The sequence below is a fragment of the Sulfurimonas sp. genome (genome assembly GCF_041563495.1).
Classification (GTDB): Bacteria; Campylobacterota; Campylobacteria; order Campylobacterales; family Sulfurimonadaceae; genus Sulfurimonas.
This window is the reverse complement of the sequence record NZ_JBFFMZ010000003.1, coordinates 276073-293092: the sequence shown is the minus strand read 5'-3', so window position 1 is coordinate 293092 and position 17020 is coordinate 276073. Positions and strand designations below refer to the sequence as shown.

Sequence of the window (17020 nt, the reverse complement as noted above, 5' to 3'; positions counted from 1 at the left end):
TGCAATCGCAAGAGCAAATGTAAACAACCCTAAAATCATCATAGCAGATGAACCCACGGCAAACCTTGATGAAAAATTATCTCTTCATTTTATAGAGATGCTCAGAGAGCTAAAGGCTCTCAACAAGACAATAATCGTCGCAACACATGACCCTCTCTTTTTTGGTCTTGATTTTGTAGACAGAGAGATTGAGATGCATAACGGTGCTTTAGTTTGATTCTTACACCCGAAGTATTAGCCATTTTTATACTAAATGCTATTTTTGCTTTTTTTGGCATTATAGCTTTTATTCTCAGCGTTAAGATATATCTTGGATGGGACCTAAACTCTGTAAGCAAAGCTCAGTACAAGCTGGAAAAACTCAGCTATCTCGGTGCTACCATCATTAAATATATCTTTATCATCAAAGTACCGCTGTTTTTGTTTTTTATATTTACCCTTGATAAGATATCAAATGTACTCACAGGTGCGATGTGCGGGGCAGGGGTCGTAGATGCAACCGAATACGGAGTACCTCTTTTTATATTAAAAATCATCAACTTGTACATCTTCGCATATTGGATTGTTCTTCACAACGAAGATATGAAACATGAAAATCAGCCCTTTGTAAAACAAAAATTCGGCTTTTTTATCTTGGCATTTTTTCTTTTTATAGCTGAGTTGATCGTCGAGGGAATCATGTTTGGCTCCATTGAGATAGATAAGATGGTTAGTTGTTGCGGAACTCTATATTCAAGCTCTTCTACTTCTGCCATTTCTAGTATCTTCACTCTTGATACGGCTCTTCTTTTGAGCTTTTTTTATGGAACTTTTTTACTGATAATATTTTTTTACATCCTTAAAAACAAATATCTTTTTGCCATAAGCAATGCTTTTTTTGTCATCATATCTTTAATAACTTTGATAGTGTTTTTTGGAACATATATATATGAACTTCCATCTCATCACTGCCCGTTTTGTTTTTTACAGAGTGACTATTACTTTGTAGGTTATCTGATTTATACTCTCTTGTTTTTTGGGACTTTTTACGGTCTTGTGGTCGGTTTTATAGATTCCTCTAAACAAGATAGAGACAAAAACTACATAATGTCTCTGATATTTAACACTCTTTATGTTATATTACTGAGTTCATTTGTAATGATATATTTTATAAAAAATGGAGTCTTGCTTTGATTATTAAGTATCTGAAAGTTTTACTGCTTCTTGTTATCGGGGTTATGTTTTTAGCTTGCGATAAAAAAGTTGAAACAGGTGTAGCAGAAGTACACTGGGATAGAGATATGTGCAGCCGATGTGTTATGGTTGTTAGTGATAGAAAAAATGCTGTTCAAGTCAGAGATCCTAATAACGGTAAAGCATATATGTTTGATGATATGGGTTGTATGGCTTTATGGTTTGAAGAAGAAAAAATAAAGTGGAAAGATAAAGCTATTGTATGGGTAACAGACGTAAACAACGGTGAATTTATAAATGCAAGAGAAGCATTTTATGATACAAATAATGTTACACCTATGGCATACGGTTTTTCCGCACATAAATCAAAAGATACCATCAAAAAAGGTGAAGAAGTTATCTCTTACGATGAAGTCATAAAACGAGTAACAAAGACAGCCCAATGAAATTAAAATTACAAAATATAGATATGTTTAAAGACCTGGATGAGGCTACTCTTAATAAAATAGAGAAGTTCACTACAGAACACACCATCTCAAAAGACAACATAGTCTTTTACGAGGGAGATGATTCTAAATATCTATACCTTTTGGCTTCTGGAATCATAAAGCTTTATAAGACTTCCTCAAGCCATAAAGAGATAGTTTTAAAATATTTCCATGAAAATGAACTTATAGGTGAAGTTGCCAATTTTGAGCAGATTCCTTATCCTGCGACGGCTAAAGCCTATACAGATGTTGAAATACTAAAAATTGATTTTGCATCTTTAAAAGAGATAATATACTCAAACCCTGAGCTTTCATTTATTATTCAGACATCCTTGATTAAGAAGATAAAAAACCTTGAAATAATAATCTCTACAAATCTGGTATTAGACTCAAAAGAGAGAGTGGCAAAATATATTTACAATCACTCTCAGGACTTTTTCCAAACTAAAAATATACTGATTGCAGAGATACTGAGTGTATCTCCTGAGACACTTTCAAGAATTCTTAAATTCTTTAAAGACCATGACATCATAGATGTGAAAGCTAAAAAAATAGATAGAGAAGCTTTATTACAATATTTTGAGTGAGGTAGTGATAGATGATAATATCAAATGCGACAGTATGTGATGTTAATGGTGAGTACAAAGCTGATATCCGTATAGAGGATTCAGTCATTACAGAGATAGGTACAGGTTTAGAGGGTAGTGAAGTCACAGATGCAAAAGGCGCATACTTTATGCCGCTTTTGATAGATACAAATGTAAGACTTCCTGACTCTGTATTAAACTCTAAGAATATTAAAACTATTTCCCAAGAAGCACATATGGGCGGAGTCGGACATATAGTCTTAAATGCCGACAGTAAGCCTGCTATTGACAATGAAGTAGTTTTGGAGTTTGCCCAAAACGGACTTCATAATCTTGACGGTGCAAAGATTGATTTGATGCTCAATTCTTTAAAAGAAGATACTACGCTTAGTAATATTGCCATTCTTTTAAAAAGCGGGGCAATCGTTCCGTATATGAGCACGATAGCAAAAAACGATGTAGCAATAAAAATAGCAGAATATGCAAAGATGTACGGTGTTACTCTTTTTTGTAAAGCAGAAGATAACTCTTTGATAAACAGCGGGGTTATGCTTGACGGTGATGTAAGTTCTAAATTGGGACTTGCAGGGATTCCTGATTTGAGTGAGGTCTTGCATGTCTCTCGTATGATAGAGATTGCCAGACATTTTAATATCAAAATACTCTTTAAGTCAATAGCATCTCCTCGTTCTATCTCGCTTATCACAAAAGCAAAGGAAGACGGTGTTGATGTTAGATGTGAAGTATCGATTCATCACCTTACAAATTCAGATGAAGCTTGTGAAGGCTTTAACACGACTGCAAAGCTGGATCCGCCTTTGGCATCTGCATCTGATGTAGAGCTTTTAGTAAATGCACTTAAAAATAATGAGATAGATGTTCTGACAACGCTTCATCAGCCAAGCTCCCCTCTAAACAAGGAAGTGGCATTTTTTGATGCAGACTACGGTTGCGAGGCACTCTCGGATGCAATGCCTCTTTACTATACAAAGTTAGTGAAAACCGGTCTTTTAAGTATGAGTGATTTAGTTAGATTGACATCTCAAAATCCTGCAAGAACCATCGGTCAAGAAGCGGGAGAGATCAAGGTTGGAAGCCCGGTAAGTGCTTTTCTCTTTAACCCTGACTGCACAAAAGTAGTGGATAACGAACAATCTCTTTACAACTCTCAAGAACTCAGTGGAGAAGTTGTAAAGATATTTAACTAGAGAAGACTAAACTAAAGTTTTGTTCTTTTTTTGTAGAATTCTTCTTTATACTCGGCAAATCTGTCTTGTAAAATAGCTTCACGAACCTCTTTCATCAAGTTAAGATAGTAATGAAGGTTATGAATAGTCGCAAGTCTGAAATATGTTATCTCACGAGAACGAAACAGGTGATTCAGGTATGCGCGAGAATATCTTTGGCAAGTTATACATTTACATTCAGGATCTATCGGTGCTTCATCTTCTTTAAACTTTGCACCTTTGATGTTTAGCTTTCCAAAAGATGTAAAAAGAGTACCGTTTCTTGCGTTACGAGTAGGCATAACGCAGTCAAACATGTCTATGCCTCTTTCAATGTTCTCTATCAAATCTTCGGGAGTACCTACACCCATAAGGTAACGAGGCTTGTCTTTTGGCATATACTGGGTCGTATGTTCAACCGTATCGTACATCTCATTGTTAAGCTCGCCGACGCTAAGTCCGCCGATAGCAAAACCGTCATAATCAAGTGCGCAAAGTTCAGTCGCACTCTTTGTCCTAAAGGCTTTGTCTGTTCCGCCTTGGATGATCGCAAAGATGTTTTGCTCTACTCCGATGCCCTTTGATTGTTTCTCTCTAAAATATTCTATAGACTCTTTCGCCCAGGCAGTTGTTCTCTCTATGGAGAGTTTGATGCGCTCCTGAGTCGCAGGTAGAGCTACCAGGTCATCCAAAATCATCATAATATCTGAGCCTAGGTTATTTTGAATGTCTATAACTTTTTTAGGTGTGAAGAAGTGCTTTGAACCGTCTATGTGAGAGCGGAATTCTATCCCGTTTTCTTTGGGTTTTGAGATTTCACTAAGAGAAAATGCCTGAAATCCGCCACTGTCTGTTAGAAAGCTTTTTGGAAATGTTGTAAATTTATGAAGTTTTCCCATCTTTGCAACAGTTTCATCTCCGGGACGAAGGTACATATGATAAGTGTTTGCAAGAATTATCTCAGCACCTAACATATTTAAAACATCATCCATATCCAGAGCTTTGATGCTTCCAAGTGTTCCCACCGGCATAAAGACCGGAGTTTTTATAGTTGAGTGAGCTGTTTTGATTGTACAGGCACGTGCATTTTTTGAAGTGGCTTCTAAAGTAAATTCCATAGTTTGATAAATCCGTTAATAATTTTAGTGACATTATAGCATTCTAAGAACCTTTATTGTAGAATTCGACCAATCAAAAATAAAATAAAATAATTGCATAAGTACAATGGGCTTCCTGCCGAAGGAAACTTAGTGTTAACTCAGGTGACAGAATTACTTCTGACACCGTAAATAAAGAGATGAAGGTTTCCTTCATTTTATGCAATAAAATTAAGGAGAGTGTTAATGGCAACTGTCGGAATGAGCGATATCAAAAAAAATGTTCGTCTAATTGTAGGTGAAGTACCATATAAAGTAGTTGAGTTTCAACATGTTAAACCTGGTAAAGGCGCAGCCTTTGTTCGTATGAAAATGAAAAGTTTTTTAAACGGTAAAGTAGTTGATAAAACAGTTCATGCCGGAGATAAATTTGAAGTTCCGGTAATTGACTACAAAACTATGCAGTATCTTTATGATGATGGAGATATGTATCAGTTTATGGATAACGATACTTATGAGCAGTTAGGTCTTTCGTATGAGCAGTGTGATGATGCTTCTAAATGGTTCAAAGACGGAATAAATGTTGATATTATCTTTTACAAAGGTCAGGCTATTTCTGTTGCTGCTCCTGAGACAATGGAGTTTGTTATTACTGAGACTCCTCCAAACTTCAAAGGTGATACTTCAAGCGGAAGTAAAAAACCTGCGACTCTTGAGAGCGGTGCAGTTGTTCAAGTTCCTTATCATGTACTAGAAGGCGATACTGTCAGAGTAAATACTGTTGATGGTGAGTACCTAGAAAAAGTAAAATAAACCTCTTTTTAATCTTCATGGCATGAGAAAATTTCTCTCATGCTATACATAATAAATCTATCTTATTTTTAAAATTGTCTTTAAAATGTGTTGATTCAATAACAATTCAGTTTAAATTAAGTAGCATACATAATTATGAATCTTGAATTATTAAAAACTATCACTGTCTTATATGTCGAAGATGAACTGGCTCTTCAAGAAGAAGTGTGCCAAAATTTATCCCCATTTGTAAAAGAGATATTTAGAGCAAATGACGGCGAAGAGGGTTTGAAATTTTACATACAAAACAGAGATAAAATTGATCTTATAATCACAGATATATTGATGCCGCATCTCGGTGGTATTGAGATGGTTGATCATATAAGAGAGATTGATTCTGAAGTACCTGTTATATATTCTACCGCTTTTAGCGACAGTGAATATATGAAAAAGACCATAGAACAATCTGTTACCGGGTACATTACAAAACCGATTGATGTGGAACTTCTTTTAAAAGCCATTGAAAAAGCTTCTATAAAAATAGAAAACGATAAACTAAAAACATCACTTCAAGAGATAAATCAAGGTTTGGAACAAAAGATAGAGGAGAAGACTAAAGAACTTCGTCTTCAAAATGAAAAACTCTACTATCAACTTCATACAGACAGATTAACATCTCTTAAAAATAGAAACTCACTTTTAAGAGATTTGAAAAAAATAGAAAATCCGATTTTACTTGTTATTGACATAGATTCATTTAAAAGCATCAATGACTTATATGGAGAACATATAGGTAATCTGGTACTGGAAGCTGTTTCAAAGTTATTGAAAAATTTTGTAAAAAATATAGATTGCGAGCTATACAGAATCGGTGCGGATCAGTTTGCTCTGATGAAAGAGACAGAACTTGATTTACGTAAGTGTGAAGAGACACTCAAAAGTGTAATGAAGGCAATAAATTCAGAACCTTTGAATATTGTTGATTATGATATAGTCATCAAAGTAAATGTTACGATAGGAGTCTCTCATGAGAGGAAAAACACTTTAGAGACTGCTGACATGGCACTAAAAAAAGCTAAAATGAATAGATTGCCGTATATGATTTACAGTGATGAATGCAGCATGGATGCTGAATATAAAAATGATGTCAAATGGACTAAGATAATTGAAAATGCGATTACATTGAAGAATGTAACTGTTTATTATCAACCCGTAGTCAATTTGGATGAAAAGATAGTCAAGTATGAAGCTCTGATGCGTATTATTGATGGTGATGAAGTTTATTCCCCAATTCTTTTTTTGGATATTGCAAAGAAAGTAAAGTTTTATCCACAACTAACAAAAATAGTCATTCAAAAAGCATTTGAAAAGGCTAGAGAAACATTAATATCTATAAATATAAACTTATCCATTGAAGATGTTGTAAATCTTGAAATAATCCAATTTATTCAAGATGAACTAAGTGACAAAGAGATAGCGCACCTTATTACTTTTGAGCTTTTAGAGAGTGAAAGTATAATAGATTATGAAAAAGTCATAGCCTTCATAGAGAGTGTAAAAAAATTAGGTTGTAAAATAGCCATAGATGATTTTGGAAGCGGATACTCCAACTTTGCATACTTGTTGAAATTTAAACCCGATTATATTAAGATCGACGGTTCTCTGGTGAAAAATATTCATATAGACAAAAACTCTTATCTTATAACTAAGACAATAAATGATTTTGCTCACTCTTTGGGTATGAAAACAGTTGCGGAGTTTGTTCATTGTGAAGCAGTTTTAAAACTGCTTCAAGCCATGGAGGTCGATGAATATCAAGGTTTTTATTTTTCAGAGCCTTTAGAGCATATATAGTGATTAAATTTTTTACATCTTTATCTTTTAGAACAAAATATGTTTTTGCTCTATCTATAATAGCTCTTTTTTCCTTTGCCGCCTACTTAAATCTTGTCAAGCTCATAGACTCACAGTCAAATGATGTAAAAGTAATCAATATAAGCGGTCAGCAGAGAATGCTTTCGCAAAAGATAGCACTTTTTGCCATACACTACAAAACAAAAAGTCTTGAAGAAGTGGTTGACTTGATGGACTCTTCCCATAACTACCTTTTATCTTTAAGTATGTCTGATGAGCTTAAAGATGTCTATTTTAAAAAGCCGGTGCTTTTAGATGAGAAGGTAAAAAGGTACATAGACAGAGGAAGAAGTTTTTTAACACACAGAGACGGAAGAAGCTTGACATATTTGCTTCAAAACTCACAGACACTTTTAAAAGATTTAGACAGTGCAGTATTTATATATCAAAAAGAGACAGAATCAAAAACTCAAAACTTAAAAAATGTAGAGTTGTTTATTTTTATATTTATTTCCGTAACATTGCTTTTTGAAGCATTGTTTATCTTTAGACCTGCTGATAACAGTGTTAAGAGAAAAACAAAAGAGCTAAAGAGTGAAAAAGAGTATGCGGATATGATTACTGAAATAAATAATAATGCGATTATTGCAGTGGATGACAGTTTTAATGTTTTAACATTCAACAAAAGTGCAGAGCATATGTTTGGATATAGTGCCAATGAGATGCTACATACACAACTATTGGATGATAGAATAATTCCTAAAAAGTATCTTTTAAGACATATAAACGGATTAAAAAAGTTTATGGAAACTGGGGAATTTAATAATAAAAATTTTATTTATGAGCTTGAAGGTCAGCATAAAAATAGAAAAGTATTTCCCATACGGATCTCTTTTGGCTCTAAGATAGAGGATGATAGCAAGATAGTTGTTGCAAATATTCAAGATATAACTCAGGAAAAAGAAAAAGATTCTTTGATTATAGAGCAGTCCAGATTTGCTGCTATGGGTGAGATGATAGGAAACATTGCCCATCAATGGAGACAGCCTCTTAGCTCTATCAGTACAATAGCTACAGGTGCAAGACTTAGACATAAAAATCATCTTATAAGTGATGAGGAACTTGATGAGACCTTTGTAAAGATAAAAGACCATACTCAGCATCTCTCAAAAACCATAGATGACTTTAGAGATTTTTTTAAACAGGATAAAGAAATCAAAGTATTTGATGTATGTGATGTTGTAGATAAGTCTATAACACTTACTGAAGCTATGTACAAAGATAATCAGATAAATCTTATTTTTAGACATTGTGAATCAGAAATAATGATTAACGGAAGCAGCGGTGAACTTTCTCAAGTATTTTTAAATATTTTAAACAATGCCAAAGATGCCATGAAAGAAAGAAAGGCTGAAAATCCAACAGTACTGATAGAGATATTAAAAGAAGATGGATATGTTGTTGTGAAATTGCATGATAATGCCGGTGGAATCCCTGATGCTATTAAGACAAAAATATTTGAGCCATACTTTACAACTAAGCATAAATCTCAGGGAACGGGTATAGGTCTGTTTATGAGTAAAAAAATAATTTCAAAACACTTTAATGGAACTATAGAAGTACATAATAGAGAGTTGACATTAGAAGGTAAAAAATATTTTGGTGCGGAGTTTAGTATTAAAATAAAAGAGACGGAGATTTAAGACATTTCTACTATAATTACACATACAAAAACATGGGGAGTAAGTATAAAATGGGACTAAGTAATAAGCAACTGCCAAAATTAGGTTTTTTATATCTTGATTATGTACTGAGATTTTTTGACCACTCGAACTTTAAGGGATGGCCGAACAAAATAGAAACTGTAACATACCACTGGAAAAACGATAAAGATAGATTTATCAAAGAGGTAAAAAGAAAAAAAATCGATGTACTTATCGGTAATATTCCCGCAACTGCTTATGAGACTTTTAGAGAGATAGCACGTGCACTTCCTCATGTTAGATTTATTCCTTCTTTGGATACGCAGTTTTCTAACAAATCAAAAGAAAATGTTACAAGATTTGCTTGGAAATATGATTTGCCTATTCCAAAGACATATATTTACTATAATCACGACAATGCAGATAAATTTCTTAAAAAATGTAAATACCCTAAGATAATCAAAAAGTCTTACGGACCGTCAAACTACGGCGGTTATTTTGTACATAAAGTAGACAGCTACAAGGAAGCCAGAGAACTTTTTGATGAAAAAAAATATCATCCTCAGTATTTTCAAGACTTTGTTCCAATGGAAGCAGATATCCGTGTAATGCTGATAGGACATAAACCGGTATGTGCCTTTTGGAGACGTGCACCTGAAGGTGAATGGCTGACTAATACTTCTCAAGGCGGAAGTATGGATTATAATGATGTTCCAAAATCGGTACTTGATTTAGCTGTAAGAGTTTCTAAGGCTGCCAAGGCTGAATACTGGGCTTGTGATGTTGCTTACGGTAAAGACGGTAAGGTTCGCATCTTAGAGTGTGCTACTGCATTTGCAGCATTTCCTTATATAAGAGACTGGATTGGTCAGTATTTGATGTGGAGTCTTAGCGAGGGAAGATTTAAAAAACCTCATGTTCCGATGTTCAACTGGGAAGAGTTGGGTAAACTTGACAGCTCGATTTTAAGAACTATGAGACACATTACATTTGGAGAATATAACTCTAGTTATGACGGTGCATACTTTGGCAAAAAGAGAAAACTTTTTGGTGAAAATGAAGTTTATCTTCATGTTCTTGATAGCGAATATAAAATGTATGATGTCAAAAGAAGATGGAGTGAAGAGTGGCCAAGTGAGATATACAACTATCAGGATAAACTTGCTCTAAAACCGTCTGCTAAATCATCAAAACAAATAATTCCAGATAGTAAAGATATTCCGCATCCGACACAAGATGAATCTAACGAATCACAAACCCAAGATGCCAAGATTACTCAAGAAGAGTTAAGTGACTTTTTAACATCAGTCGATGGAATAGGCAGTAAAAAAGTGAACAAAATTTTAAAACATTTTGGGGATATAGATGAGGTGGTCGGTGTGCTGCATCAAAATACCTCTATACTTACAGAGGTAAAAGGCATTACCAAAAAGCTTGCAGCTAAAGTTGAAAAGGCTTGGAAGAAACTTCTAAAATAATTCTTAGTCTCATAAAAGTGAGACTAAAATTACTTCATATTAAGACAAATCTACTATAATCACTTTAATAATTTAATACTTTTAAAGGTGATTATTTTGAGTGCACAACCTTTCACACATTTACATCTTCATACAGAATATTCACTACTAGACGGTGCAAACAAACTTACAAACCTGGTTTCTCGCGTTAAAGAACTTGGAATGACTTCTGTAGCTATGACAGATCACGGGAACATGTTTGGAGCTATAGACTTTTACCATCAGATGAAGGCAGCCGATATCAAGCCGATTATTGGCATGGAAGGTTATATCCACAACGGTGATACACTTGATGATAAATCTACAAAACAGAGATTCCATATCTGTCTTTTTGCTAAAAATAAAAAAGGTTATGAGAACCTTATGTATCTCTCATCAAAAGCTTTTATAGACGGTTTTTATTACTTTCCCCGCATAAACAAAAAGGAGCTTCGTGAGCATAGTGAAGGGCTTATCTGTACATCTGCATGTCTTCAAGGTGAAGTCAACTGGCATCTGAACATGGCAAATGATAGAAACGTGCGAAATGGTGCTTTAGGTTATGAAGGAGCCAAAGCAGTCGCACTTGAGTATAAAGAGATATTCGGTGATGATTTTTATTTGGAGCTTATGAGACACGGAATAGGCGACCAATTATATATTGATAATGACATATTAAAAATTGCCAAAGAGACAGATATTAAAATAATTGCTACAAATGACACTCACTATACCTATCCGGGTGATGCACAGTATCATGAGGCATTTATGTGTATCGGTATGAATAAACTCTATGATGATCCTAACCGTATGCGTCACTCGGTTCATGAGTTTTATCTCAAAAGTCCACAGCAGATGGCCAGACTTTTTGCCGATATCCCCGAAGCACTTGCTCATACTCAAGAGATAGTCGATAAAATTGAAGATTATTCGCCTATTGTAAAAACACCAACACCGCCAAACTTTAAATTTACACCTGAGTATGCTGCCAAAGAAGGTGTGACTCTCAGCAGTGATGATAAAGATATCGGTGATGCAGAGTATTTTGTACATTGTTGTGAAAAAGGCCTGCAAAATAGATTGAAACATGTACCAGAGCAAAAGCATGAAGAGTATAGAGAGAGATTGAAGTTCGAGATGGATATCATCAACTCTATGAAGTTCCCCGGTTACATGCTTATAGTCTGGGATTTTGTTAAAGTAGCAAAAGAGATGGGCATCGCAGTAGGTCCGGGACGCGGTTCGGCTGCTGGAAGTCTTGTCGCATTTTCACTAGATATTACAGATATTGACCCTATGAAGTATGATCTTCTATTTGAGAGATTTTTAAATCCTGAACGTGTAAGTATGCCCGATATCGATATGGACTTTATGCAGGCTCGCCGTGGGGAAGTTATAGATTATGTTGTTGAGAAATACGGACGTAATCAGGTTGCACAGATAATAACTTTTGGTTCACTGCTTGCAAAAGGGGTTATCCGTGATGTTGCACGTGTTCTTGATATGCCGTTATCTCAAGCTGACAAGATGGCAAAACTTATTCCTGATGAGTTAGGAATTACTCTTAACGGTAAAGAGAAAAAAGGTGAGTTTATTGATGGTGCATTTCAAAAAGAGCCAAAGATACAAGAACTAATAGGCTCAGATGCAAATGCCGCGCGTGTTTGGGAATTTGCTAAAAAGCTTGAAGGACTTAAAAGAAATTCCGGTATCCATGCCGCGGGTGTGGTCATTTCCAATGAAGAACTTTGGTATAAGACACCTATCTACAAGCCCTCAGGCGAAACGACATTTGTAACTCAATACTCTCTTAACTATCTTGAGGATGTTGACCTTATCAAGTTTGACTTCCTTGGACTCAAAACTCTGGATGTAATCGATAATGCTATTAAACTCGTAAAAAGAAGATTTGACAGAGACATTGACTGGCATACCATTGATGAGAACGACCCAAAAGTATATGAAGTAATTCGTACGGGTGAGACTGTAGGAATGTTTCAGATAGAGTCATCAGGTATGCAAGACCTTAATAAGCGTCTTAAACCGGATAATTTTGAGGACCTTATTGCGGTCTTGGCTCTTTACAGACCTGGACCGATGGAGTCAGGGATGCTTGATAGTTTTATTGAACGTAAACATGGACGAGAGGCTATTGAGTATACTTTTGATGTTATGAAACCTATTTTAGAAAATACTTACGGGGTCATCGTTTATCAAGAGCAGGTTATGCAGATAGTTCAGAATGTTGGTGGTTTCTCTCTTGGTTACTCAGATATTATCCGTCGTGCGATGGGTAAGAAAAAAGATATGAATGTCTACAATGAAGAGTTCTCACAAGGTGCTCAAAAACAAGGTTTTGACTACGCAGAAGCTTCCAAGCTTTTTGATTTGATTGAAAAATTTGCGGGATATGGTTTTAACAAATCTCACTCGGCCGCTTACGCGATGGTTACATTTCAGACTGCATGGCTGAAGACTTACTATCCAAATGAGTTTATGGCGGCACTTTTGACTTCAGATAAAGACAACACCGAAAAAGTCGTTCGTTACATTGATGAAGTCAAAAGAATGGGGATAGAGCTTTCTCCTCCTGATATTAATGATTCTTACCTTGAGTTTTCGGCAATTACCAAAGATGAAAAAGATATCATTCTTTTTGGTTTGGGTGCCATTAAAGGTGTTGGTAAATCCGCAGTTCTCTCGATTATAGAGACAAGAGAAGAGGGCGGTGAATTTACCTCTATAGAAAATTTCGTAAACAGGATTGACCCTTCAAAAGTAAATAAGCGTTTTATAGAATCAAGTATAAAATCGGGCGGTTTTGACAGGTTTGGTTTTTCAAGAAAAGCTCTCTTGGATCAGATAGAGAAAATCGTAGAGACAGCCAAAGATGCGTCCAATGCCAGAAAAAATGCGGCAGGAAGCCTCTTTGGCGATGATGCAGAGATTACAACCGTAAAACTCTCCCTTACAAATTGTGAAGAATATGAACTAAAAGAGATCTTGGAGTTTGAAAAAGACACTTTGGGCTTTTATGTATCCGGGCATCCGCTTGATGAGTACAGAAGCGTGATGGAGGAGTTAAACTACTCACTATCTTCAGAACTTGAGAGCATCAAAGACGGAAGTTTTGCAATATTTATAGGTAAGGTAGAGGATATTGTTAAGAAGGTTTCTAAAAAAGGAAACCAGTTTGGGATAGTCAATCTTATGGATTTTCACGGAAATATCGAGATTATGCTCTTCTCCGACAAGCTTGAACAGCTTAGTGAGATGGACTTGGATGAACCGATAGCATTTAAAGCAAAAATCACTCATACAGAGATGTTTACAAGAATCGGTGTTACAAAGATTATGACACTCAAAGAGTCCAAAAAAGAGTGTAAAAAGGTTAAAAAAGAGGTTCGTGAAGTACCTCAGGAACCGCTTAATCTAGCTGTAAGACTAGACAGTGATATGAATGTTTTGGATGATCTTTACAGACTCATCAGACAAAACCCCGGTAACCGTGAACTGAAAATCACTATTATCTCAAAACTTCACAATGTAGTGATCGATTCAGCAATAAGAGTCGATAGTAAAATCATAATTGCTTTAGACGGCAATGAAGCCGTTGATATTTTATAGAATGGAAATTTAAAATGAATAAAAATGACTTTAACGAAGGTTTACTTGGCTTTTTGGATGCTTCGCCTACGCCTTTTCATGCAACACAAAATATGTCGATGATGTTTGAGAATGCCGGGTTTATAAAACTTCATGAAGAGAGTAAGTGGGAGTTAGAAGAGGGCGGTAAGTATTATGTGACTCGTAATGACTCTTCTGTTATTGCTTTTACGTATCCAAAGAGTGCAAAGAACTATACTATGATTGGATCACATACCGATTCTCCAAACCTGAAGTTAAAGCCGAATCCTGTAATTAAAGAACATGGGATAGTGAAGCTTGGGGTGGAGACATACGGAAGTCCGCTTTTAAATCCTTGGTTCGACAGAGACTTGTCTTTGGCAGGTCGTGTGTCTTACTTAAACAGCAACTCAGAGATTAAAGAAGTTCTCATAGATGCTAAAAAGGCTCTGGCTATTATTCCATCTTTAGCAATTCACTTGGATGATAAAGCCAACAAAGAGAGAACCGTAAATATGCAGACAGATATCTCTCCCGTGCTGAGTACATCAGGTGATTTTGAATTTGATGAGTTTTTAAAGTGGCAGCTTGCTAGACATGATGTTTTGGATGTTAAAGAAGTTTATGCATCCGAGCTTAGTTTTTATGATGTGCAAAAAGCTTCTTACCTGGGTCTTAATGATGATTTTATAGCAAGTGCCAGACTTGATAATCTGCTAAGTTGTTATGTCGGTATGCTTAGCATCTGCAGTGTAGATGCAAGCAGACCTATGCTTTTTATCGCCAGTGACCATGAAGAGGTTGGAAGTGAGTCTACATCAGGGGCGAGCGGATCATTTTTGGAAAATACTCTTCGCAGAATGTTTGTTGATTATGATGAATATATGCAGATGATCAGAACTTCTTTGATGATTTCTGCTGATAATGCACATGCCATACATCCAAACTTTCCGGCTAAACATGATTCAAACCACGCTCCGCACATAAACAAAGGAAGCGTTGTAAAAGTTAATGCAAATCAGAGATATGCATCTAACTCCAAGACGATTTCAAGATTTATGAACGTGGCATCTGAGCTTGATGAGCCTATACAGCAGTTTGTTACCAGAAGTGATATGGGCTGTGGTTCTACGATCGGGCCCCTGACGGCTACAAGACTTGGCATAGATACTTTAGATGTCGGACTTCCTACATTTGCTATGCACTCTGTTAGAGAACTTGCAGGGCGTGATGATGCACACTCTCTTTATAAAATAATCCTTGGGTTTAAATAGACTACGATGTCAAGTCAAAATATAGTAACCCCAGAAGAGCTAAACCTTTTAATAGAACAGACCTACAAGGTTGAAAAAGAGTTTAATGAATTAAAAGCATCTTATTCTCATCTTCAAGATACAGTAGAAAAGGTCGTCGAATTCTTGCCAAATGCTATCTGGATATTAAACAGTGACAACACAGTTTTTTTACAAAACTCAAAAGCAAGAGATTTGTTAGCTTTGCTAAAACTCTTGGAATTTAAAAACGATGATTATGAAGTGACATTTAAGTCTCGTTCTTATTTGGTTAAAAGTTCGAACTATAAAGACAAGACAATGCTTAGTGCCACAGATATAACCGAGCAAAAAAGAAAAGAAAACCTTGCTACCATGGGACAGATGGCAGCGCATCTCTCACATGAGATACGAAACCCGATAGGTTCTATATCACTGCTTAGTTCAACTCTTAAAAAACGTGTTTTGCCTGAGAATATGCCTATTGTCGAAGAGATACAAAAATCTGTTTATAGAATAGACAGAATCATAAAAGCAACTTTGATGTTCTCTAAAGGAGTTGAAATCTCGAAATCACTGTTTAAGTGGAATGATTTAAAGACTTCTATAGATATGTCGATAGGTTATTACGGATATTCTAAAGATATATCATTTGTATTTCCACAAGAGAATTTTGCTTTAAATGCAGATAAAGATCTTTTGGAAATGCTTTTTTCAAACTTTATATCAAATGCCATAGATGCTATAGAGTTAGACGATAGTGAAAGCGGTATTATAGAAGTCGTACATGAAAAAGATGACAAGTATCATAAGTTTTATATTTATGACAGCGGGGTAGATATTGAGAATAAAAAAGAACTTTTTGAAGCTTTTAAAAGTTCAAAAGTAAAAGGAAACGGCTTGGGACTGGTGCTTTGCAGAGAAATAGCTGAAGCTCACGGTGGTGGGGTCAAACTTCTTAAGAGTGATAAGAAGTGTTTTGAGATTAGGATTCCAGTATAGAAAAATGGTATAATAATTGCTTCATGCTTGAAAATACTTTATTTAAAGGTATATTGAGATGCCAATAAAACATGAAAATATAACTTCACTTCTTGAGTTTGTAAAGATAGATAGATTCTATGTAGTTTGTCATTTTAGATGTAAAGTGACAAATAAAACCATTATATCTACAGTCCCTTTTGAACCATATGACGGTAAGATTGAGATTTCATGGCAGGATCTTATACTACACCCCATTGAATCATATAACAGATATTATCACACTCCTATAACAATTTACAATCATGATAATCATGATACTATTGTACTAAAGGCTTTTGAAAGAGTTTCCAAGTATTTTGAATGGAGTCCTAGTTACAATACATATGTATATACAGCAAAGAAAGGCACAGAACTTGAACAAAAAGTTAGTTGAAATCCCGGGAACAACACTCCCGTTTTATACCTACGAAGAAAACGGTCTGACGTATTTTGAATTTGATGCAACAAGATGCAGCCCTCCTGAACCGATGGTTAACACAATCAAAGGTCTTAGTATGTTAAAAAGTGAAAATGACAGGCTTGTCGGTTTGTATTTTCATGAACCGTTTCCTCTGTATGAAAGAATCCCCTTTACCATTGCACATGAAGCAACTGAACTTGACAGCGGAGATTTCAGAGTGGAGTTTAAATTACAAGACTAAACTCTGCCTAATTTTAAAGGA

Annotated in this window: 14 protein-coding genes and 1 pseudogene; 14 read left to right on the top strand and 1 reads right to left on the bottom strand. The window is 35.4% G+C overall.

The features are described from left to right. From ABYK18_RS04915 to ABYK18_RS04895, 5 genes and pseudogenes are all read left to right on the top strand, one after another. Positions 1–217: pseudogene (locus tag ABYK18_RS04915) on the top strand (ABC transporter ATP-binding protein); the annotation flags it as partial. Continuing rightward, complete coding sequence (locus ABYK18_RS04910) at positions 214–1173, top strand: hypothetical protein (RefSeq protein ID WP_373035538.1); 960 nt, start codon at positions 214–216, stop codon at positions 1171–1173. The pseudogene ABYK18_RS04915 and the gene ABYK18_RS04910, both read left to right, overlap by 4 nt. After that, entirely contained in the window at positions 1170–1619 is a 450-nt protein-coding gene (locus ABYK18_RS04905; protein WP_373035537.1) for a hypothetical protein, read from the top strand. The genes ABYK18_RS04910 and ABYK18_RS04905 overlap by 4 nt, the downstream gene beginning before the upstream one ends. Beyond that, on the top strand, positions 1616–2248 hold the full coding sequence (locus ABYK18_RS04900) for a Crp/Fnr family transcriptional regulator (protein WP_373035536.1): 633 nt from the start codon (positions 1616–1618) through the stop codon (positions 2246–2248). The genes ABYK18_RS04905 and ABYK18_RS04900 overlap by 4 nt, the downstream gene beginning before the upstream one ends. Positions 2249–2259: 11 nt before the next feature. After that, entirely contained in the window at positions 2260–3456 is a 1197-nt protein-coding gene (locus ABYK18_RS04895; RefSeq protein WP_373035535.1) for a dihydroorotase, read from the top strand. Positions 3457–3467: 11 nt separating this feature from the next. Here the strand turns inward: ABYK18_RS04895 and tgt are convergent, their stop codons facing one another. After that, the gene (tgt, locus tag ABYK18_RS04890; RefSeq protein ID WP_373035534.1) at positions 3468–4592 is read right to left on the bottom strand and encodes a tRNA guanosine(34) transglycosylase Tgt; all 1125 of its coding nucleotides are present in this window, start codon (positions 4590–4592) and stop codon (positions 3468–3470) included. A gap of 225 nt (positions 4593–4817) precedes the next feature. Here tgt and efp point away from each other — a divergent pair, with 225 nt between their 5' ends. From efp to ABYK18_RS04845, 9 genes are all read left to right on the top strand, one after another. Then, the gene (efp, locus tag ABYK18_RS04885; protein WP_373035533.1) at positions 4818–5384 is read left to right on the top strand and encodes an elongation factor P; all 567 of its coding nucleotides are present in this window, start codon (positions 4818–4820) and stop codon (positions 5382–5384) included. A 135-nt stretch (positions 5385–5519) separates the two neighbouring features. Next, positions 5520–7217 carry an EAL domain-containing protein gene (locus ABYK18_RS04880; protein WP_373035532.1) on the top strand — a complete coding sequence of 566 codons (1698 nt, stop codon included), beginning with the start codon at positions 5520–5522 and terminating at the stop codon, positions 7215–7217. Continuing rightward, on the top strand, positions 7217–8920 hold the full coding sequence (locus ABYK18_RS04875; protein WP_373035531.1) for an ATP-binding protein: 1704 nt from the start codon (positions 7217–7219) through the stop codon (positions 8918–8920). The genes ABYK18_RS04880 and ABYK18_RS04875 overlap by 1 nt, the downstream gene beginning before the upstream one ends. Positions 8921–8970: 50 nt before the next feature. Continuing rightward, positions 8971–10398: a helix-hairpin-helix domain-containing protein gene (locus ABYK18_RS04870; RefSeq protein WP_373035530.1), complete on the top strand. Its 1428-nt coding sequence runs from the start codon at positions 8971–8973 to the stop codon at positions 10396–10398. A gap of 96 nt (positions 10399–10494) precedes the next feature. Then, the gene (gene dnaE / locus ABYK18_RS04865) at positions 10495–14043 is read left to right on the top strand and encodes a DNA polymerase III subunit alpha (RefSeq protein ID WP_373035529.1); all 3549 of its coding nucleotides are present in this window, start codon (positions 10495–10497) and stop codon (positions 14041–14043) included. A 14-nt stretch (positions 14044–14057) separates the two neighbouring features. Then, the gene (locus ABYK18_RS04860; protein ID WP_373035528.1) at positions 14058–15317 is read left to right on the top strand and encodes a M18 family aminopeptidase; all 1260 of its coding nucleotides are present in this window, start codon (positions 14058–14060) and stop codon (positions 15315–15317) included. Positions 15318–15323: 6 nt separating this feature from the next. After that, the gene (locus ABYK18_RS04855; protein ID WP_373035527.1) at positions 15324–16316 is read left to right on the top strand and encodes a PAS domain-containing sensor histidine kinase; all 993 of its coding nucleotides are present in this window, start codon (positions 15324–15326) and stop codon (positions 16314–16316) included. A 58-nt stretch (positions 16317–16374) separates the two neighbouring features. Beyond that, positions 16375–16731, top strand: coding sequence for a hypothetical protein (locus ABYK18_RS04850; RefSeq protein WP_373035526.1), 357 nt, complete (start codon positions 16375–16377; stop codon positions 16729–16731). After that, the gene (locus ABYK18_RS04845) at positions 16712–16999 is read left to right on the top strand and encodes a hypothetical protein (RefSeq protein WP_373035525.1); all 288 of its coding nucleotides are present in this window, start codon (positions 16712–16714) and stop codon (positions 16997–16999) included. The genes ABYK18_RS04850 and ABYK18_RS04845 overlap by 20 nt, the downstream gene beginning before the upstream one ends. Positions 17000–17020 lie beyond the last annotated feature (21 nt).